Source organism: Guptibacillus algicola (assembly GCF_020171805.1).
Lineage (GTDB): Bacteria > Bacillota > Bacilli > Bacillales > Guptibacillaceae > Guptibacillus > Guptibacillus algicola.
In genome coordinates this window covers 310990-330146 of the sequence record NZ_JAIVAF010000001.1, presented here as the reverse complement: position 1 = coordinate 330146, position 19157 = coordinate 310990, and the positions used below count along the sequence as shown (strand labels likewise).

Genomic DNA, 19157 nt, shown 5'->3' with positions numbered 1-19157 from the left:
AAATCCTTAACGAATACTTCTTCTTACGGTAAAGCGTCGTATTTTGCCGTCATATTATGTGGAAGAAGGTGTATGTTAGCTGAATATTGAAGCAAAAGGTCAAGAAATAATAAAACAAGCAGTGGAGGTGGGAGCTTCAGACGTCCATTTTCATCCGAAAGAAAAGGGAACGTTGGTTCAATTTCGAGTCGATCATAAACTTTATGATGCGATGTGGCTTCCGTCTTCAATCAGTCAAAAAGTGTTATCACATTTCAAGTTCCTAAGCGGAATGGATATTGGAGAAAAACGTCGGCCGCAAAATGGAGCGATGGACATGATACTCTATCCCCATCGCTTTCATCTCCGTCTTTCTACAATTCCTACTCCGTACCACGAAAGTCTCGTATTACGAATCCTCCCCCAAGATGAAACGCATGCTTTCAAAGAACTATTCTTGTTTCCCCCAACAGCAAACCGACTTCTTCAAATTGTCAGCTACAATAGTGGACTCTTCATGATAACTGGACCTACAGGCTGTGGCAAAACAACCACTCTCTATTCACTTCTGCAAACCCTCAGTATTAAACGCCATCGGCGAGTCTTAACAATTGAAGATCCTATTGAAAAACGAAACCCTGATTTTATCCAAATGGAGGTTAACGAAAAAGCTGGCCTTTCTTTTTACGAAGGATTTAAAGCTGGCCTCCGTCATGATCCAGATATTTTGGTTGTTGGGGAAATAAGAGATGAGCAAACAGCTCAACTTGCAATTAGAGCAAGTATGACAGGGCACCTAGTCGTCTCTACACTTCATACCGGTAGTACCCTCGAATGCATTCCACGACTTCTTGAATTTGGGATTCCACTTCAATATATTGCGCAAACGCTTCGCGGTGTTGCCACCCAAAGACTCGTTCCAATCAAATGCCCTTATTGTAAGGTCTGTTCCCTTGAATGCTTAAAACAAAGAAAGCACCGTAAGCTTGCAATTGTTGAAATCCTCGCAGGGTTGCATCTTCAGAAAGCTATCCTTGATCCAACACTTATTTCAATTCCTGGTCAAACCACGATAAAAGATTATGTTCTAAGAGCATACGCTCTTGGTTTTATCGATAAAGGAACTGTTGAAAGAGAATTGGGGTTGTGGAACCGTGAGACGATCCAAATGGAAGCTTAATCAAAAGGCGGATTTCCTATTCCGTATAGGCAGAATGTTAGTAGAAGGGTACACGCTAGGTAATGCATTGGAAGTTTATTCTATTTATCAAAAGGATCACATTAGAACGAACATCCAATATATGATCATGCAATTAAAAGAGGGCAATCCGTTTCATGAAGTGCTTTCAGAATTTCAATTCCCAGACGACATCCTTTCCTACTTGTGTATGTCTGAACAGCGTGATTTTGCTTTTGGTGTTGTGGCGTCAGGTGAATTGATGAAAAAGAGAAGTGAGTGGCGGAAGCGTTTGAGAAGCACGCTTGCTTATCCGATCATATTATTTTGGATGACAGCCGTCATGTTATTTATCGTAGGGAAGTATCTTTTACCTAAATTTAATACTCTCTATCAGTCCCTCGACGTTCCACTCCCAATCGTTTCTCGACTCTTCATGACCTTCATCCAATTCACCCCTGTTTTCTTGATCTTGTTAGTTCTCACCCTTTTATTAGGTTATATATACTTTGTGATGAAACAAAGGCAATCATCAGCCGTTACCAAGTTGCAATTGTATTGTAAGTTCCCATTTGCAAAACTCTTCGTTCCAAAATACATCACACATCACCTCGCTCTTCATCTTGGACTTCTATTGCATAGTGGCCTTTCCATTTCTGATGCATTCGAATTGATTAAGAAACAATCTCATTTTGTATTATTTCAAGAAGAAGCACATCGTGTTTCTGTTTCGCTTATGAAAGGTGAGAAACTTGAAGGGTTGTTTGAGAATAAGTGCCTTTATGTTGAAGAGCTCAGAGAGATTTTCATGCATGGACAGGCAAGTGGGAATTTGGGGAAGGAACTAATTCTCTATGGGGAGGTGATGGGTGAACGTTTTGAGGAACTAGTGAAAAAAGGATTTCTTGTTCTGCAGCCTATTAGCTTTGTTGGCGTAGGTTTAGTCGTTATGTTGATGTTCATGTCAATTTTGCTCCCAATGTTTTATTATTTACAATCCATTTAGAAAGGAATTATCAGAATGAGAGGAATAATCGCTGCTATCAAAAAAGAACAAGGGTTCACTTTAATCGAAATGATGATCGTTATTATGATTATTTCAATGCTCTTGTTAATTGCTGTGCCAAGTTTAACTAAGAACAATGAAGTGGTTGAAGATAAAAGCTGTGAAGCAACAGTGAAAGTCGTACAATCACAAGCTGCAGCTTATAAGGCAGATACAGACAGCATGCCAGTATCAGTAAACGATTTAGTAGATGGAGGCTACTTAGATCAAGCTAATGCTAAATGTCCCGGTGGAGAAGCATTGACCATTTCTAATGGGGTTGTGTCCGTTGTACAACAAACACCATAATGAGATGTTCTCTTCAGGCTATACCTTAATTGAAATGATGATTGTGTTAACTGTGTTTTCTCTTATGCTCGGTTTAGTATTTATTCAAATAGCACCAACTCAATCAGCTTCATCCACTCGGCACTTCCTCGAAAAACTGCAATCGGATATTCGATACACCCAGGAACTAGCATATAGCACTGGGAAACCCCATCGCTTGTCATTCTCCCCATCCACACATACGTATACGGTTATTAGTAACGCTACAAACGTAATAAAATCGGCTAATATCCCCGAGAATATCACAATAAAAAAAGGGACATTGGGCCATCACATCGTGTACGTCGGAAATGGTAACATTCAAACGGCGGGAACGATTTTGATCAATGATGGCAAGGAGGAATACAAACTTGTCGTTCAGCTTGGAGCAGGTCGCTTTTATATTGAGAAAAGATAATGGATATACATTGATGGATGCTATGATCGGACTTTCGATACTCATGACCCTCTCGATGAGTATGCTGCCTATTTTTACATCCCTTTACGAAAAAAGAATAAGCATTGCTAATCGAACAGAAAGCGTCGCGATTCTAGAGGAGGTTTGGTCGGACTATATCCTTCTCGGTGTAACTCCACCATCTGAAATTGAGAAAGGGATTGACGTTTATCGTGTTCACCTCAATGTAGAGCAAATGTGTGTCATGGTGAAAGAACATGAAACGTCAACCCGTGTTTGTAGGAGTTTACCATATGACCTTTAATGAAAAGGGCTTTACGTTGATCGAGGTGTTGATTACGTTAATGATCTTACTCGCACTAACAGCAGTTCTACCTTCATTAATGATCTCATCTGTAAGAACCTCTGGTTTAGATCCTCAACAAGAAGAAGAGCAGCTGTTCTATGTGTTAGTAGCGAGAGAAGTTAGAGGTGCTTCTTATGTAGTAACAAACGGAAAAAACCTCACTTTAACAAAACCTTCGGGAGATACGATTACGTTTGAGATGTATGGAAATGTGATTCGAAGACGAGTGAATGGAACAGGTCATGAAGTTGTTCTTCAAGGTGTTAAGGGGATGACTATTGAGATCTCAGGTCCACGGATTAAGGTTGGTCTTGTTCTTACAAATGGATCCACAAAGGAGGAAGTTTGTTATCAGCTGGGAAACTCCCTTTAACGAGAAGGGTTATATGACGGCAACGATGATGTTAATAAGCACATTATTGATTGGGTACGTACTTCATCTTTGTACCATCACAGCAAATGAGCGAGCTTTCTTAGAGCAAAAGGAGTTACACGTAAACAAAGTAGCCTTGCTAGTTCTAGGCATGAAAGATACAATTTCTTATATACAACAAACTGGAACTGATAGTGGTGAGAAAAGCTTTGCCTATAAAGAAGGTACATTGATTGCGGAAATATCGTACATTTCTGAACGTGAGCAACAGATTATGCTTTCAGGCATTACTCCCACAAATCAACAAATAACTGTTACGTTTCACTATGATCGAATAGCTAATAAAGTTTTGAAATGGGGAGAAGAAATAGGATGAAAGCAATTTATTTAACAGGGTTCATGGGCTCGGGTAAAACATCTGTAGCATCTGCATTAGCAAAAGAGTTATCCATGCCTTTTATTGATACAGATGAGAAGATTGTTTCTGAAATCGGGAAAGAAATTCCAGATATTTTTGAAGAAGAAGGTGAGGAAGCTTTCCGGTCGTATGAGACCGCGATTTTAGAAAAGCTGCCAGAAGAGGATGTAATCATTAGTACAGGCGGTGGAATCATCCTTAAAGAAGTTAACAGAAATCTTATGAAACAAAATGGAATGGTGGTCTATCTACACTGTGAGGCAGAAGAAATTGTAAAAAGACTCGAAGGAGATTCTTCAAGACCGCTGCTTGAGGTTAAGGATCGTAGTGAGCGAGTAGCAAAAATCTTTTCAGAGCGCTTATCACGTTATAAAGATGCACATGTAGAGATTGATACAACACACCGAACAATCGAGGAAATCGTAAAAGAAATAGTAGCATTAATCGGTTAATAAAAGGAAAAAGTGGACACCCTAAAGCTAGAAACGGAAAAGGGTGATTCAATTGTCCTCTAATGATTTAGTTAAATTTATGACGCAACAAGTTGTTTCCTATATGGACCAACCGAAGGAAGAGAGAGTTAAGGATCGCGCAGAACGAAAAGCTACAAAACAGCCGTTTTTATTTCGTTGGTTTGGCGTTATTCCAATGGCGATCAGCATGTTCTTAAGAAAGAAGAAGTAGTGCTCGGACAATGGGTCCGAGCATTTTTTGGTTAGGGAGAAAGATAAAAGATACCTCCATTGATGACTTCAGCTGTTATGACAGGCTCATATTGTTTTCTAAGTGCTTCTTTCTCAACCGCATAGCTTTCAGCCTCCAGGTTATCTTCATAAAATTGATCGAGTAAAAGTTGATCTGCAGCCCATCTCCTTTTTGCTTCCTCAGACCATGAATGATCTTCTTTCGATATCAACATTTCAACAATCTTCTCAAGTCGAGAGATGCCACTTGCTGGTTTTATGATAGGACTGATCGTGAAAGTATAGTCAGGAATTTTAGGTGTTAAGTTTTTTTCAGACAGTTGATCATGAAAATCGTCCACTACTGCACCACTGACGAGATGCAGTCCAAGTGATATGAAACGATCTTTCTTCAGGTCACATTGATAAGAAATTTTGATGTTCAAACAAAGCCATGGGTGAAGTGGAGCGTTCTGATGTGACGATGGTTGAATGTTTTCATATAGTCTAATAAACGATGCTAATTTTTTTGTTGATGAAAAAATTTGGTGAAGACGTGGCGCTCCAAAGTGGACGAATTCACCTTGTACCATCTCCTCATCCTGGTTCGTTACTAACGTCAGCGTCATGGGGTTAGGGGTTCCACCTGTTTTCTCTAAGTAGTGCCAGTAAAACGGCCGATTCATTAACTCTTTGTCTAAGTCGACCGTTAATTGGACTGCAAGAACACCTTGCTTCTCCTGGAGAATCGGACATTCGTTCGCAAGAAAGTAAGAGCGTAAATAGTTATGAATATTTTCTTGTTTCATCACTTTCCTCCTTATGGTAGTTGATCAATTCTTTTATGTTCTCCATTTTGATGCGAATTTCTCCTTCGCTTTCAGAATGAAGCAAGATATCTGAGATATGTTTTTCAATATCGCGCATCCCTAATCGAGTAAGAATTTCATCTAACTGTCCGATTACACTTTCAAAGAGCTGGATCTTTTCATAAAGAAGGGACAGAATATGTTCTTCTACTGTGTTTTTAGTAGCAAAATTGTAAATGTGGACGTCACCTTCTTGTCCTAAACGGTGGATACGTCCTATTCGTTGTTCGATTCTCATCGGGTTCCAAGGAAGATCATAATTAATAATATGCTGGCAGAATTGAAGGTTAATTCCTTCTCCACCTGCTTCTGTAGCGATGAGTACTTTTGCATGATTTCTAAAGAGTTCCTTCATCCAGTCTTTTTTGCTTCTCTTAAATCCTCCTCGAAATGGAACAGATGAAATACCATGTTGCTGAAGAAACCACTGTAGAAATAATTGAGTGGCACGATATTCTGTGAATATGATGACTTTACCTTCGATCGATTGGATAATTTCGAGCGTTTTTTCAGCCTTCGAGTTTGATGGGACCGATTCGATCTTCTTCAAAAGATTCAAAACAATCGATTCTGTATTCTCGTCAACGTCTTCTTTCTCAAGCATCTTTTTAAGTGTCATGTAAGCAGCTTCCCTGCTTGAGCAGATTTCTCTAAGTAATGTAATGATTGAGAATTGGCTCCTTGTTCCGACTGGGTGCCGTTTTAAATCTTCTACTGCTTTATAAAGAGATGCTTCCTCTTCATTTAAGTGGATCGGCACTGTCTTCACAATTCGTTCCGGCCAATCCATCTCTGTATCTTGTCTCCTGTTTCGAACCATAACTTTTTGGATCAATGCACGAAGTCGCTCCTCATCTTCAATGCTTTTCTCTTTCCCTTTGTAGTCTTTTTCAAAATGTTCAAAGCTACCAAGGTGGCCAGGCTTTAATAGTGATACAAGATTAAAAACTTCTTCTAAACGGTTTTGAACAGGTGTTGCAGTTAGTAGAAGACAGAATTTCTTTTGAAGGTGCTGAACAAATTCATAGTTTTTCGTACGACTGTTCTTAAGGCGGTGCGCCTCGTCGATGATGACCATATCGTAGTCTTGTTCATAAACGATTGAGCGGTGTGGCTCCCGTTTTGCAGTATCGATTGATGAAACAACGACATCATATTGATCCCAGACGTAGCTTTTTCTTTGCACTACAGCAGGGATGTAGAATTTTTGATTTAATTCCATCGCCCACTGTGAGACAAGGGAAGCGGGTACTAGGATAAGCACTTTTTTGACAAGTCCACGAATCATGTATTCTTTAATGATGAGTCCCGCTTCGATCGTCTTCCCAAGACCTACCTCATCTGCAAGGATTGCTTTTCCGTTCATTTCTTCAACCACTCTTCTTGCAGCTTCAAGTTGATAGGGATGCGGAGTAAGGTGAGGGAGGTGCGCTGGTGCTTGTAGCCCTGTGAATGATGGGACCGTTGTATGTTTTTCAGCTTCTATTGCTAGTTTGAAAAGCTCCCAATTTGTCCAGGGGCCGTCATCCTCTATATGCTTCAAAAAATCAGATTTCCATTCCTCGTTAAAGGTTAATTCCATCCTCATAATGAAAACCCTTTCCTTATAAATGTTATTCACGAATTTTATTGGTATAAACCGATTTTAATGTTCGTGATTAGTCTACTTGTGATAATACTCTTATTCTTAAAAATATTGTTGCCAATGCATTAGTGGTAGTGGTAGGATTGAAATCGAAAGCACTAATAGTATGAAACAAACAGTGTCATCCAATACCTCAAAACTGAAAATAGGCGAATGAAAGCATGAGGAGAGACTGTCAGATGACAGCGCCGAAGGAGCAAGCAGTGATGTGAATCTCTCAGGCAAAAAGACTCATGCTAGACGCACCTCTGGAGAGAGCTACTTTAGCCGCCAAAGATGTAATTCCCTTATTACCGGGAAGAAACTTTCAGGTCAACAGGACAGAGAAACTACGCTTGTCACAGCGGGTTTCTCTGTCTTTTTTGTGTGATTGAAGTTAGGGAGTAACCTAGCAGCTTATCTGAAGCTATGAAAAGCTCTGAAATTTAAGGAGGGTTATGATGGAATCTTTATTAAAAACACCGTTATATGAAACGTATCAAGAAATGGGAGCAAAAACGATCGATTTTGGAGGTTGGGCGCTGCCCGTTCAATTCTCCAGTATAAAAGAAGAGCATCATGCTGTGAGAAACCATGCAGGATTATTTGATGTTTCTCATATGGGTGAAATCGAAGTGAAGGGTGAAGATGCCTTCCCTTACCTTCAGAAAATGATGACCAATGATGTTAGTAAACTTAAAGTGAATGGTGCTCAATATACAGCGATGTGTTACGAGGATGGCGGTACAGTAGATGATCTACTCGTATATAAATTTTCAGAAGCACACTATCTACTAGTTGTGAACGCAGCGAATATTGAAAAAGACTTTGATTGGTTAAACGAGCATAAGGAAGGTAATGTTTCGCTTGAAAATAAGTCAGATGAAGTAGCTCAGCTTGCGATTCAGGGACCAGAAGCAGAAAAGATTCTGCAACGTTTGACTGATGTTGACTTAAGTGAAATCGGATTTTTTAAATTTAAAGATAAAGTAGATATATCAGGAACGGAAGCTCTTGTTTCACGTACGGGCTATACAGGTGAGGATGGATTCGAAATTTATTGTGCTTCTAACCAAGCTCCTCATCTTTGGAACGTTCTATTGAAAGAAGGAGAGCCGGAAGGTATTTTACCTTGTGGTCTTGGTGCACGCGATACTCTCCGCTTTGAAGCAAAGCTCGCTTTATATGGACAAGAACTAACAAAGGACATTTCGCCTCTAGAAGCAGGGATTGGCTTCGCTGTTAAAACAAAGATAGAAGAAGATTTTATAGGGAAAGAGGCTCTTGCTTCACAGCGCGAAAACGGTCTTGAGCGAAAGCTTGTTGGAATTGAAATGATCGACCGCGGTATCCCTCGTACCCATTACAATGTCTATATCGGGGATGAGTACATTGGAGAAGTTACAACTGGTACTCAATCACCAACACTTAAGAAAAATGTTGGCCTCGCTCTATTGAAGAAGGAGTATACGGAACTTGGAACAGTAGTAGAGGTTGAAGTCAGAAAGAAGAGATTAAAAGCAAAGGTAGTTTCAACACCATTCTATAAAAGACAGAAATAAAGGGAACCGACGAGGAGGAGAATACATGAAACATCGCTATCTGCCCACAACTGAGCGCGACAAAAAAGAAATGCTCGAAACGATCGGAGTAAATTCAATAGAAGAATTATTTGCAGATATTCCTGAATCTGTTCGATTTAAAGGAGATCTCAAAGTTGAGAAGCAGCTTTTTGAACCTGAACTAATTCGTTACATGTCTAAACTCGCTAGAAAGAATGTAAATACGATCGAAAATGCATCCTTTTTAGGAGCAGGAGTCTATGATCACGCCATTCCATCAGTTGTTGACCATGTGATTAGAAGGTCTGAATTCTATACTGCGTATACTCCATATCAGCCAGAAATCTCACAAGGTGAACTTCAGGCAATCTTTGAGTTTCAAACGATGATCTGTGAACTTACAGGAATGGATGTAGCAAACTCTTCAATGTATGATGGACCCACTGCGCTAGCTGAAGCTGGGTTATTAAGTGCTGGGCAAACAAAAAAGAAAAAGATTATTGTTTCAAAGTCCGTCCATCCAGAAGCAAGAGCAGTTATTGACACGTACGCAAGAGGCCAACATCTAAGTGTAGTGGAAGTAGACGCAGTAAATGGAGTAACGGATTTAGATAAACTAAAAGAAGAAATGGATGATGAGACAGCGTGTGTGATGGTTCAGTATCCTAACTTCTTCGGGCAACTTGAACCACTTCCAGAACTAGAAGAAATCGTTCATCAACATAAATCGATGTTTGTTGTATCGAGTAATCCACTTGCTCTCGGTCGTTTAACACCACCTGGTGATATGGGAGCGGATATCGTGGTTGGCGATTGTCAGCCTTTCGGAATACCTGCTCAATACGGTGGCCCTCACTGTGGCTATTTTGCAGTAACAAAGAAATTGATGAGAAAAGTGCCAGGACGTTTAGTTGGTGAAACGAAGGATGAAGTAGGACAACGTGGGTACGTGCTTACATTGCAAGCTCGCGAACAACATATCCGTAGAGACAAGGCCACTTCGAATATTTGTTCAAACCAAGCTCTAAATGCGCTAGCTTCTTCTGTAGCGATGAGCGCTCTTGGTAAAGAGGGTGTGCGCACGATGGCAGAACAAAATATCAAAAAAGCTTACTATGCAAAATCTCAGTTAGAAAATGCAGGTCTAACGACTGTTTTTGATGGTGTTTATTTTAATGAGTTTGTCATCAAGCTGAACGGTTCGGTAAAAGAAATGAATCAAAAGTTACTAAACAAGGGTATCATCGGAGGATATGATTTAGGTCGTGATTATCCTGAACTTTCGAACCATATGTTGGTAGCAGTAACGGAGAACCGCACGAAAGAAGAAATTGATACCTTTGTAAAAGAAGTGGGGGGAGCACAATGAATACGAATCAAGACCAATCCTTAATTTTTGAGCTGAGCGAACCTGGTAGGATTTCATATAGTCTTCCAGAGCTTGACGTACCGGACTTGGATCTAAACGAGTGGCTTCCAGAAGAATTTAATCGACAAAAAGAACCTGAGCTTCCAGAAGTTTCAGAGCTTCAATTGATGCGCCATTATACAGCACTATCGAAGCGGAATCATGGGGTTGATTCTGGTTTTTATCCACTTGGTTCATGTACCATGAAATATAATCCTAAAATCAATGAAGACGTAGCACGCTATCCTGGCTTTTCTTCTATTCATCCACTTCAGGAAGAAGAAACCGTTCAAGGAGCCCTAGAAATGATGTATAACCTGCAAGAAAACCTTGTTGCAGTAACAGGCATGGATGAGGTAACGCTACAACCAGCTGCCGGAGCACATGGAGAATGGACTGGCTTGATGATGATCCGTGCTTTCCATGAAGCAAATGGCGACTTCAATCGGACAAAAGTAATTGTACCTGACTCCGCTCATGGTACAAACCCTGCCTCAGCAACAGTCGCTGGGTTTGAAGCTGTGACCGTTAAGTCGAATGAAAAGGGTATTGTTGATTTAGAAGATTTGAAGCGGGTAGTTGATAAGGATACTGCAGCTCTTATGCTAACAAACCCTAATACACTCGGTTTGTTTGAAGAAGATATCATTGAAATGGCTGAGATTATCCATTCAGCTGGAGGAAAGTTGTATTACGATGGCGCTAACATGAATGCCATCATGGGTGCAGCACGGCCTGGAGATATGGGATTTGATGTCGTTCACTTAAACCTCCATAAGACCTTTACCGGTCCTCACGGAGGCGGAGGCCCAGGGTCAGGTCCTGTCGGAGTAAAAGCTGACCTAGTTCCTTATTTACCAAAGCCGGTTCTTGTTAAAGAAGACGCTGCTTACCGTTTTGATTATGATCGTCCTGACTCAATTGGCCGTGTAAAGCCATATTACGGCAATTTCGGAATCAATGTTCGAGCGTATACGTATATCCGTACAATGGGACCAGACGGGTTAAAACAAGTGTCTGAGAACGCTGTACTAAATGCTAATTACATGATGAGACGTCTGCAGGATGCATTCGTTCTTCCATATACTCAGCATTGTAAGCATGAATTTGTTATTTCAGGTAAGAAACAAAAGAAACTCGGAGTAAGAACGCTCGATATGGCGAAGCGACTGCTTGATTTTGGCTATCACCCACCTACAATCTATTTCCCGATTAATGTGGAAGAATGTATGATGATTGAGCCGACTGAAACAGAATCAAAAGAAACGCTTGATGAGTTCTGTGATCGCCTTCTACAGATCGCTAAGGAAGCAGAGGAAAATCCTGAAGTCGTTCAAGAAGCTCCGCATACAACCGTTATTAAAAGACTTGATGAAACAACTGCCGCAAGAAAACCAATCCTACGCTATCAAAAGGCATAACAAAAAAGCAGCTGCATCGCAGCTGCTTTTTACTTCTTCTTTTTAACTTTGCCGCCCCACTTTTTGAAGCCGCCTTTCAATTGATACAAATCCTTGATTCCGTTTTTACTTAGCATGCTTGCAGCACGAGAAGTGATGATTCCGTTATGATCATACATGTAGACTGGCTGATCTTTACGAATTTCTTTCATTCTCATCTTCAGCTGACTTACTGGAATATTTCTTGCACCAAGGATATGACCGTTATCGAAATCCTTTGGTTCACGAATATCAATTAACTGAGCTTTACGGTAGCCTGCTCTGAATTCTTCCTCGGTTAGCGTTTTCAACTTCTTCCTTTGTAGAACCCTAGTAATGACTACATATACGATGATGGCAACTAGTAATGCGATAATCCATTCCATAAGTTCCAATACACCCTTTCAACTAAAATCGACAATGTTAAGTTTACACGTCTTTTGCCTTTTCCGCAAAAAGAAAATATGAAATTAGGAGGAAAGTTTATTGGTTATCTCTTCCTAGCTTTGCTAAACTAAAAAAGGATTAAAGGAAATCTGGAAGGACAAAGGAGTATTTGTATGAAGCAATGGGCATTTATTAATTCTGGTAACCGTTCTCCTGCATATAATATGGCGCTTGATGAAGCTCTATTAAAATGGCACAGTGAAGGAGAAATCCCTCCAGTAATAAGGTTTTATGGATGGGATCCAGCTACTTTATCCGTTGGTTATTTTCAACAAGTAGACCGAGATATTGATCTATCAGCAGTAGAGAAATACAATTTGGGATTTGTTAGAAGGCCAACAGGCGGTCGTGCTGTTCTCCACGATAAAGAAGTTACATATAGCGTAATCGTAAATGAAGATTATCCAAACATGCCAAAAACCGTTACAGAGGCGTACAGAGTGATCTCAGAAGGCCTAAGAATTGGCTTTGTTGAGCTAGGGCTAGACGCGTACTTCGCAATTCCACAATCTGAAGAGGAGAAAGCAGAACTCCGCTCGCCTAGGTCAGGCGTTTGTTTTGACTCTCCTTCTTATTATGAACTAGTCGTTGAAGGGAGAAAGGTTGCCGGAAGTGCACAGACGAGACAAAAAGGCGTCATTCTTCAGCACGGATCGATTCTCCTAGATATTGATGAAGATAAACTATTTGATTGTTTTAAATTTAAGAATGATCGCATACGTGAACGCATGCAACGTGGATTCAGAAAAAAAGCCGTTGCGATTAACGCGTTAAGAAGTAACCGAGTATCAATTGAAGAAGCAATCCAAGCATTTTATCATGGATTTGAGGAAGGTCTTGGGATAGAGCTTGTTCCATTTGAACTGACTCAAGAGCAGGAAACGTATGTAAATGAGCTTGCAGAAGAGCGTTATATGAGTGAGGAATGGAACTATAAAAAGTAAGCATCCGAAATGGGTGCTTTTTCATATTGACTTATTTAGAACAAGTGTTCTACTCTAGTAGAGTAAGAATACAAATGTTAAAAACGATATAAGAAAAAAGCAATTAACAAATTTTCTCTTTTTTAAGGATTATAAGGTGTCCAGCTATCAAAAGCGTTTGTTTTCAGTCGAATTCTCTGAATTTGAAAGTTGACAAATTGAGAAGAATTATGACGAATCACTATATATAGTGTATACATAATATTTATTAGCACTATATGTAGGCGAAAATGATTGTCTCACGAATGGACATGTGCTACTATTAATCCAGACGATACATTACGAGTTTTTACATCGCTGTAGGTAGAGACAAATAAGATTTTGAAACGGAGGGGTTCAATTGACCATTAAGACAGGAGAAAGAAGAAGGTCAATCAACATTGAGCAGTTAAACAAAGATATCGAAATGTTTACCCAGGTTCATCCCATTACTGATGATATGCACTTAAGTCACGATGGGGTAAGTCGACTGGTAATGTTGGATCGATATGCTTTTAAGGATACCGAGAAAAGAACCCTGAAAAAAGGAGATTTCGTCGTTCTTACCATAAAGGAAGACCCGAAATTTCCTGCCCGAGGTCTTGGCTTTATCGAAGAAGTCGACCACTCGGCGAAAAAGGCACATGTTGCTGTCCATGAGGATTATATAGGTGTGTTAGATTCAGAAGAAGAACGTGAATCAGGAATGATCGTACGGTCTCTTGATGTAATAGAGAAGCCCCTAGAAGTTTACTATGAGCAAATTGCTAGAAGAAATGCACGTGGTCTTGCAGAAGTAGAGACAACCAGTGGAGAAAAAGAGTATTGGGAAGATCGTTTTTATAAAGAACTTTCTTCAATGAATTTCGTTCCTGCTGGTCGTGTCCTATATGGCGCAGGAGCAGAAACTGAAGTTACGTATTTTAACTGCTATGTGATGCCTTATCCTCAGGATTCAAGAGAAGGAATCTCTGAACATCGTAAACAAGTGATGGAAATCATGAGTCGAGGCGGGGGAGTTGGTACGAACGGTTCAAGCTTACGCCCTCGAAACGCCCTTGCAAGAGGTGTAAATGGAAAATCATCAGGATCGGTTTCCTGGTTAGATGATATTGCGAAATTGACTCACTTGGTTGAACAAGGTGGTTCAAGACGTGGTGCACAAATGATCATGCTAGCAGATTGGCACCCGGACATTATTGAATTCATCATCTCTAAGATGCAAAATTCGAGAATCTTACGTTACCTTGTAGAAAATACACAAGATGAGCAGATTAAAAAGCTTGCAGAAGATAAGTTGAAGTTTACCCCGCTTACAGAAACTGAGCGGTCTATGTATCAAAGCATTCTTAACTACCGAAGCATCCAGGGGTATGGAGGCTTTGAAGAAAAGGTTATCCAAAATGCACACGAAAAGATTCTTACAGGAGGAACTTATTCTGTGCACAATCCGGATTTCCTAACGGGAGCGAACATTTCAGTCTGTTTGACAAAAGATTTTATGGATGCTGTAGAAAAAGATGAATACTATGAACTCAAGTTTCCAGATGTAGAAAACTATACAAAAGAGCAAATGGAAATCTATAACGAGAAGTGGCATGAAAGTGGAGATGTACGAGATTGGGAAGCGCAAGGATTTCCTGTACGCACTTATCGTAAGGTAAAGGCGAAAGAACTTTGGGATCTGATTAATATTTGTGCAACGTACTCTGCAGAACCAGGTATTTTCTTTATTGATAATGCCAATGAGAAAACGAATGCAACTTCATATGGACAAAAAGTGGTCGCTACAAACCCATGTGGTGAACAGCCTCTAGCTCCGTACAGCGTATGCAATCTAGCAGCGGTAAACCTTGCTGAAATGGCAGATAAAGATACAAAAACGGTTGACTTTGATAAGTTAAGAGAAACGGTTGAAGTGGGCGTCCGAATGCAGGACAACGTTATTAACGCTACGCCATACTTCCTAAAAGATAACGAAACGCAAGCGCTTGGCGAGAGACGAGTTGGTCTTGGTGTCATGGGATTACATGACCTTCTCATTTACACTGAAACAATTTATGGTTCTGAAGAAGGAAACAAGCTGACAGATCAAATATTTGAGACGATTGCAACGACTGCTTATCGTGCATCAGTCGAACTCGCAAAAGAAAAAGGAAGCTTCCCATTCCTTGAAGCAAAAACAGACGTTGAGACCAATCGCCTACGTGAGGCTTTCGTCAATACAGGTTACATGCAACAGATGCCTAACGATATCAGGGAAAGCATTCTTGATTACGGAATACGGAACTCTCACTTACTAACTGTCGCGCCTACAGGAAGCACAGGGACGATGGTAGGTGTATCTACGGGTCTCGAACCATACTTCTCCTTCTCCTATTACAGAAGTGGACGTCTTGGGAAGTTTATCGAAGTAAAAGCAGATATTGTTGAAGAGTACTATTCACGAAATCCTGAGGCTGATACTGAGACACTTCCCGAGTGGTTTGTTTCAGCTATGGAACTTGCTCCTGAAGAACATGCTGATACACAGTGTGTCATTCAAAGATGGGTGGATAGCTCAATATCCAAGACGGTAAATGCTCCGAAAGGCTATACGGTAAAACAAGTAGAGGAAGTTTACGAGCGTCTTTATCATGGTGGTGCCAAAGGCGGAACAGTTTATGTTGATGGTAGTCGTGACTCACAGGTACTAACTTTGAAGGCTGAAGAGAATTCATTCGAACAGCTTGAGTTTGAAGATGGAATGGAAGAAAAGAAGCAAGTTGTACTTGTTGATACCATCACAGACTTAAGATCAACAGATGTTACGATTGGTTCAGAAGTAGGTAATACGTGTCCTGTGTGTAGACAAGGACAAGTGAAAGAAATAGGCGGGTGCAACACATGTGATAATTGTAATGCTCAATTAAAATGTGGGCTTTAATTGAAAGTGATGCTTTGCAAGGAATAAGCGAATTCGCTTATTCCTTGTCTTTTTGTGAGAAGAGCTATTAAAGTATAGCTGTGGTACTAAGGGCTTTCTAATAATAGAGAAGAGGAACCTTTCCTTGTCTCAGCCCATACTATGGTGTATGCTTTTATTGATTGGCTCAAATGGAATAAAAGATGGAGGGAATCCAATGGCCACTACTCCAAGTATGGAAGATTATATAGAACGTATTTATTCACTAATTGACGACAAAGGTTATGCACGCGTTTCTGATATTGCAGAAGCTTTAGAGGTACATCCCTCCTCGGTAACCAAAATGATTCAAAAATTAGATAAAGGTAAATATGTGGTTTATGAGAAATATCGTGGCTTCATGCTAACTCCTAAAGGTAAAAAGCTAGGTAAGAGACTAGTTGATCGTCACGCATTGCTCGAACAATTTCTTAGTGTGATCGGAGTTAATGAGGAAAACATATACGAAGATGTCGAAGGCATTGAACATCATCTTAGCTGGGATGCAATCGACAGAATTGGAGATCTTGTTCAATATTTTGAAGAGACAAAGGACCGTGTTGGGGATCTGCGTGAAGTTCAACGTAAAAATGAAGAAGACGAACAATCTGAAGTGTAATCGGATTGTTCTTTTTTTGTACTAAATTGTCTCTTATAAGATTACGATTTAATAAGGAGAAGGGGTGGTAGTGCGTGTATATTGACGGTGTCTTTTCTGGTGGAGGAGTAAAGGGAATCGCACTTGTAGGAGCATTACAAGCTGTTGAAGATAGAGGACTACAGTTTAAACGCACTGCAGGCACAAGTGCTGGTGCATTAATCGCCGCTCTTATCACAGCGGGATACAAAGGTGATGAAATTGAAGCGATCCTTCTTGATACGAATCTTAAAGCGCTACTAGATCGTAAACCAGGCTTTACTTTCCCTTTGATGAGATGGTTGATGCTTTACTGGAAACTTGGACTTTATTCCGGAAAGGATCTTGAAAAGTGGGTTCATGGATTGCTTAAGAAAAAAGGGATTGAGACGTTTGGTGACATTGAGGAAGGTTCCCTGAAAATTATTGCATCTGACATAACGCGAGGAAGGCTGATCGTCATTCCTGATGACTTGGAGCAGTATGGATTTGTACCTGAGCAATTCTCAATTGCCAAAGCAGTTAGAATGAGTGCTGGCCTGCCTTTCTTTTTTAAGCCGCATCCCCTTTATACAATTGATGGAAAGAAACATCTTATAGTAGATGGAGGGATATTGAGTAATTTTCCACTTTGGGTGTTTAAGCCCCAGGAGTCAAATAAACAACTTCGACCTGTATTAGGGTTTCAACTGAGTGCAAGCTTTGACAAGATTCCTGGACACAAAATCAAGAACGCCATCGAATTGTACCAAGCGTTATTTGAAACAATGAAAGAGGCACATGATGCACGGTATATCGAAAAACAAAAAGCACAAAACATTGTATTTATACCGATTAAACAAGGGATTACAACAGATTTTTCATTAGAACGACAAGAGCAGAAGAAACTCATCTCTTTTGGAAGAGAACGTACGGAGCAGTTTTTGAGAAAATGGAGAAAGTTACCGGAATCAGTAAGGTTTAACAGATAGCCTAATCACAAAAAAAGGTGGCTGAGCGTAATCTCAGCCACCTTTTTGCATCTTAAAAAAGTGCGCGATTTTTCTTCTTGCCTTTTCTACCTTCGATAACGGTAAAGGGATTCGGCTTTTTATCATCATTTAATGGACGTTTTTTAGGTACTAAGCGCTTTGATGGAATAACCTTTAGATGAGGGGCGCTTTTTCGGGAAGCGACTCGTTTCTTCTGCAGTTTAGAAGATTGCTTCGCAGCTTTCTGGTATGCAGAGTTTGGTTTACCCATCCTTTTTGTCATGAATCTACGGATAATCATAATCACAATAACTGCGATTGCAGCGGTGATTAGAAGTTGTTTTAGGAGACCCGTTGGATCAGAAAACAGTTTCCAAATAAATCCGATGGCAGCAAGACCTATAATTGTATAAATAAGAGGTTGAACAACACGGCGTGACAAATGATTCACCTCCTGTTCGTCATTAAACAACTTGTGTGCTTGTTGATTCTTCTTCATGCTTCTTATCACGTGCAAGTAATTCTTTAAAGGAACAAATAGCAACTTCAACTTGTTTGTCGTCAGGGTTCTTTGTGGTCAGAAGCTGTACCCATAGACCTGGATAACCTAGTCCTCGTAATACGGGAATGTTTCGAAATTTATTTGTTAACTGTAGTACTTCAAAAGAAACTCCGAGTACTACCGGTATTAGCAATACACGATAGAGAAGCCTTACTAAAAGTGGATCAGAGGGTACCATTAAGTATATGAATACTCCGATCACTACTGTGAATAGTATGAAGCTACTACCACATCTAAAGTGAAGTCGTGACTGACTCTGAACATTTTCAACAGTGATGGGTAATCCTGCTTCATAAGCATTGATCACTTTATGTTCTGCTCCGTGGTATTGAAAAACTCGTTTAACGATAGGTGTTAGGGATATGAAATAAATATATCCGAGTAGCAAAATGAGTTTGATAACACCTTCGATAATATTTTGGATGACGTGCCCAGGAAAAATAAATTCCAATGAAGCAGCTGCAAGAGCAGGTAATAATGTGAAAACAGTTTTGACAAAAGCAAAAGAGATTACACCAAGAGCAGCAGCTCCAAGCAAAAACGTCATTTTTGAAGGTTCTTCCTTTTTAAGCGCTTCTTCATCTTCAGATGGGTCTATATCATACCGCTCAGATGAGAAATTAAGGTGCTTCGTACCATTTCCACTTGCATCAATAATGGCTACGACACCTCTAATGAAAGGAATCTTTTTTAATTTAGATATGATCGGCTTTGGTTTTTTTGGTATCTCAAGATAATCGATCGAATCATCTTTCCGTCTAATTGCAGTTACAGAAGTATGTTTTCCTTGAAACATCACACCTTCAACAACCGCCTGCCCTCCATATGCGGGCTTTTTTGTGTCTGACAATATCTCTCACCAACCTATTTTGTTTAAGTAGAATGAAGTAATTCATTCCAAAACCTTGTAAATGTCTTTCTTACATTCTACAAGAAACACGGGAAAACCTCTAGGTAAGCGATGTT

At 40.1% G+C, this 19157-nt stretch carries 21 protein-coding genes and 1 riboswitch; of the genes, 16 read left to right on the top strand and 5 right to left on the bottom strand.

Features of this window, described 5'->3' with window-relative positions; translation table 11 throughout:
• Nucleotides 1-79: 79 nt before the first annotated feature.
• The 9 genes from comGA to LCM09_RS01755 are packed head-to-tail and all read left to right on the top strand — an operon-like array spanning nucleotide 80 to nucleotide 4767.
• Complete coding sequence (comGA, locus tag LCM09_RS01795) at nucleotides 80-1159, top strand: competence type IV pilus ATPase ComGA (protein ID WP_263622855.1); 1080 nt, start codon at nucleotides 80-82, stop codon at nucleotides 1157-1159.
• Nucleotides 1134-2162 (top strand): competence type IV pilus assembly protein ComGB, encoded by a 1029-nt coding sequence (gene comGB / locus LCM09_RS01790; protein ID WP_224878379.1) that lies wholly within the window; start codon nucleotides 1134-1136, stop codon nucleotides 2160-2162. Before comGA ends, comGB begins: the two co-directional genes overlap by 26 nt.
• A gap of 15 nt (nucleotides 2163-2177) precedes the next feature.
• A complete protein-coding gene (comGC, locus tag LCM09_RS01785) occupies nucleotides 2178-2510 on the top strand; it encodes a competence type IV pilus major pilin ComGC (RefSeq protein WP_224878378.1) in 333 nt (110 codons plus the stop codon).
• Complete coding sequence (comGD, locus tag LCM09_RS01780; protein ID WP_224878377.1) at nucleotides 2491-2946, top strand: competence type IV pilus minor pilin ComGD; 456 nt, start codon at nucleotides 2491-2493, stop codon at nucleotides 2944-2946. Before comGC ends, comGD begins: the two co-directional genes overlap by 20 nt.
• Complete coding sequence (locus tag LCM09_RS01775) at nucleotides 2933-3250, top strand: hypothetical protein (RefSeq protein WP_224878376.1); 318 nt, start codon at nucleotides 2933-2935, stop codon at nucleotides 3248-3250. Before comGD ends, LCM09_RS01775 begins: the two co-directional genes overlap by 14 nt.
• On the top strand, nucleotides 3240-3665 hold the full coding sequence (gene comGF, locus LCM09_RS01770) for a competence type IV pilus minor pilin ComGF (RefSeq protein ID WP_224878375.1): 426 nt from the start codon (nucleotides 3240-3242) through the stop codon (nucleotides 3663-3665). The genes LCM09_RS01775 and comGF overlap by 11 nt, the downstream gene beginning before the upstream one ends.
• Before the next feature lie 13 nt (nucleotides 3666-3678).
• Nucleotides 3679-4041 carry a competence type IV pilus minor pilin ComGG gene (gene comGG, locus LCM09_RS01765; protein WP_224878374.1) on the top strand — a complete coding sequence of 121 codons (363 nt, stop codon included), beginning with the start codon at nucleotides 3679-3681 and terminating at the stop codon, nucleotides 4039-4041.
• Nucleotides 4038-4535 carry a shikimate kinase gene (locus LCM09_RS01760; RefSeq protein WP_224878372.1) on the top strand — a complete coding sequence of 166 codons (498 nt, stop codon included), beginning with the start codon at nucleotides 4038-4040 and terminating at the stop codon, nucleotides 4533-4535. The genes comGG and LCM09_RS01760 overlap by 4 nt, the downstream gene beginning before the upstream one ends.
• Before the next feature lie 52 nt (nucleotides 4536-4587).
• The gene (locus LCM09_RS01755) at nucleotides 4588-4767 is read left to right on the top strand and encodes a YqzE family protein (protein WP_224880041.1); all 180 of its coding nucleotides are present in this window, start codon (nucleotides 4588-4590) and stop codon (nucleotides 4765-4767) included.
• 31 nt (nucleotides 4768-4798) lie between these two features.
• Here the strand turns inward: LCM09_RS01755 and LCM09_RS01750 are convergent, their stop codons facing one another.
• Nucleotides 4799-5575 carry a YqhG family protein gene (locus LCM09_RS01750; RefSeq protein ID WP_224878370.1) on the bottom strand — a complete coding sequence of 259 codons (777 nt, stop codon included), beginning with the start codon at nucleotides 5573-5575 and terminating at the stop codon, nucleotides 4799-4801.
• Complete coding sequence (locus tag LCM09_RS01745; protein WP_224878368.1) at nucleotides 5553-7223, bottom strand: DEAD/DEAH box helicase; 1671 nt, start codon at nucleotides 7221-7223, stop codon at nucleotides 5553-5555. The genes LCM09_RS01750 and LCM09_RS01745 overlap by 23 nt, the downstream gene beginning before the upstream one ends.
• Before the next feature lie 210 nt (nucleotides 7224-7433).
• Nucleotides 7434-7523, top strand: a riboswitch (glycine riboswitch).
• Between the two features lie 197 nt (nucleotides 7524-7720).
• On the opposite strand from LCM09_RS01745, the gene gcvT reads away from it, so the two are divergent.
• The 3 genes from gcvT to gcvPB are packed head-to-tail and all read left to right on the top strand — an operon-like array spanning nucleotide 7721 to nucleotide 11650.
• Complete coding sequence (gcvT, locus tag LCM09_RS01740) at nucleotides 7721-8821, top strand: glycine cleavage system aminomethyltransferase GcvT (RefSeq protein ID WP_224878366.1); 1101 nt, start codon at nucleotides 7721-7723, stop codon at nucleotides 8819-8821.
• A gap of 25 nt (nucleotides 8822-8846) precedes the next feature.
• Nucleotides 8847-10190 (top strand): aminomethyl-transferring glycine dehydrogenase subunit GcvPA, encoded by a 1344-nt coding sequence (gcvPA, locus tag LCM09_RS01735; protein ID WP_224878364.1) that lies wholly within the window; start codon nucleotides 8847-8849, stop codon nucleotides 10188-10190.
• Entirely contained in the window at nucleotides 10187-11650 is a 1464-nt protein-coding gene (gene gcvPB, locus LCM09_RS01730; protein ID WP_224878362.1) for an aminomethyl-transferring glycine dehydrogenase subunit GcvPB, read from the top strand. Before gcvPA ends, gcvPB begins: the two co-directional genes overlap by 4 nt.
• 29 nt (nucleotides 11651-11679) lie before the next feature.
• Here gcvPB and LCM09_RS01725 read toward each other — a convergent pair whose 3' ends face one another.
• Nucleotides 11680-12054, bottom strand: a complete 375-nt coding sequence (locus tag LCM09_RS01725) for a rhodanese-like domain-containing protein (protein ID WP_224878360.1) — start codon at nucleotides 12052-12054, stop codon at nucleotides 11680-11682.
• A gap of 174 nt (nucleotides 12055-12228) precedes the next feature.
• On the opposite strand from LCM09_RS01725, the gene LCM09_RS01720 reads away from it, so the two are divergent.
• The 4 genes from LCM09_RS01720 (at nucleotide 12229) to LCM09_RS01705 (ending at nucleotide 17629) form a co-directional block, all read left to right on the top strand.
• Nucleotides 12229-13059, top strand: a complete 831-nt coding sequence (locus LCM09_RS01720) for a lipoate--protein ligase family protein (protein ID WP_224878358.1) — start codon at nucleotides 12229-12231, stop codon at nucleotides 13057-13059.
• 445 nt (nucleotides 13060-13504) lie between these two features.
• Complete coding sequence (locus LCM09_RS01715) at nucleotides 13505-16003, top strand: vitamin B12-dependent ribonucleotide reductase (RefSeq protein WP_404800787.1); 2499 nt, start codon at nucleotides 13505-13507, stop codon at nucleotides 16001-16003.
• A 196-nt stretch (nucleotides 16004-16199) separates the two neighbouring features.
• Entirely contained in the window at nucleotides 16200-16640 is a 441-nt protein-coding gene (gene mntR, locus LCM09_RS01710; protein ID WP_224878354.1) for a transcriptional regulator MntR, read from the top strand.
• Nucleotides 16641-16714: 74 nt separating this feature from the next.
• On the top strand, nucleotides 16715-17629 hold the full coding sequence (locus LCM09_RS01705) for a patatin-like phospholipase family protein (protein ID WP_224878352.1): 915 nt from the start codon (nucleotides 16715-16717) through the stop codon (nucleotides 17627-17629).
• A 52-nt stretch (nucleotides 17630-17681) separates the two neighbouring features.
• Here the strand turns inward: LCM09_RS01705 and LCM09_RS01700 are convergent, their stop codons facing one another.
• Nucleotides 17682-18071, bottom strand: a complete 390-nt coding sequence (locus LCM09_RS01700) for an SA1362 family protein (RefSeq protein WP_224878350.1) — start codon at nucleotides 18069-18071, stop codon at nucleotides 17682-17684.
• Nucleotides 18072-18093: 22 nt separating this feature from the next.
• Nucleotides 18094-19041 (bottom strand): DUF1385 domain-containing protein, encoded by a 948-nt coding sequence (locus LCM09_RS01695; protein ID WP_224878348.1) that lies wholly within the window; start codon nucleotides 19039-19041, stop codon nucleotides 18094-18096.
• Nucleotides 19042-19157 lie beyond the last annotated feature (116 nt).

Coding starts and splice junctions, on each gene's coding strand:
- comGF (WP_224878375.1), top strand. CDS start 3,240: ATGACCTTTAATGAAAAGGGCTTTACGTTGATCGAGGTGTTGATTACG.
- comGC (WP_224878378.1), top strand. CDS start 2,178: ATGAGAGGAATAATCGCTGCTATCAAAAAAGAACAAGGGTTCACTTTA.
- LCM09_RS01750 (WP_224878370.1), bottom strand. CDS start 5,575: ATGAAACAAGAAAATATTCATAACTATTTACGCTCTTACTTTCTTGCG.
- gcvPB (WP_224878362.1), top strand. CDS start 10,187: ATGAATACGAATCAAGACCAATCCTTAATTTTTGAGCTGAGCGAACCT.
- LCM09_RS01720 (WP_224878358.1), top strand. CDS start 12,229: ATGAAGCAATGGGCATTTATTAATTCTGGTAACCGTTCTCCTGCATAT.
- LCM09_RS01760 (WP_224878372.1), top strand. CDS start 4,038: ATGAAAGCAATTTATTTAACAGGGTTCATGGGCTCGGGTAAAACATCT.
- LCM09_RS01745 (WP_224878368.1), bottom strand. CDS start 7,223: ATGAGGATGGAATTAACCTTTAACGAGGAATGGAAATCTGATTTTTTG.
- LCM09_RS01725 (WP_224878360.1), bottom strand. CDS start 12,054: ATGGAATGGATTATCGCATTACTAGTTGCCATCATCGTATATGTAGTC.
- comGG (WP_224878374.1), top strand. CDS start 3,679: ATGACGGCAACGATGATGTTAATAAGCACATTATTGATTGGGTACGTA.
- mntR (WP_224878354.1), top strand. CDS start 16,200: ATGGCCACTACTCCAAGTATGGAAGATTATATAGAACGTATTTATTCA.
- LCM09_RS01715 (WP_404800787.1), top strand. CDS start 13,505: ATGTTTACCCAGGTTCATCCCATTACTGATGATATGCACTTAAGTCAC.
- gcvPA (WP_224878364.1), top strand. CDS start 8,847: ATGAAACATCGCTATCTGCCCACAACTGAGCGCGACAAAAAAGAAATG.
- gcvT (WP_224878366.1), top strand. CDS start 7,721: ATGGAATCTTTATTAAAAACACCGTTATATGAAACGTATCAAGAAATG.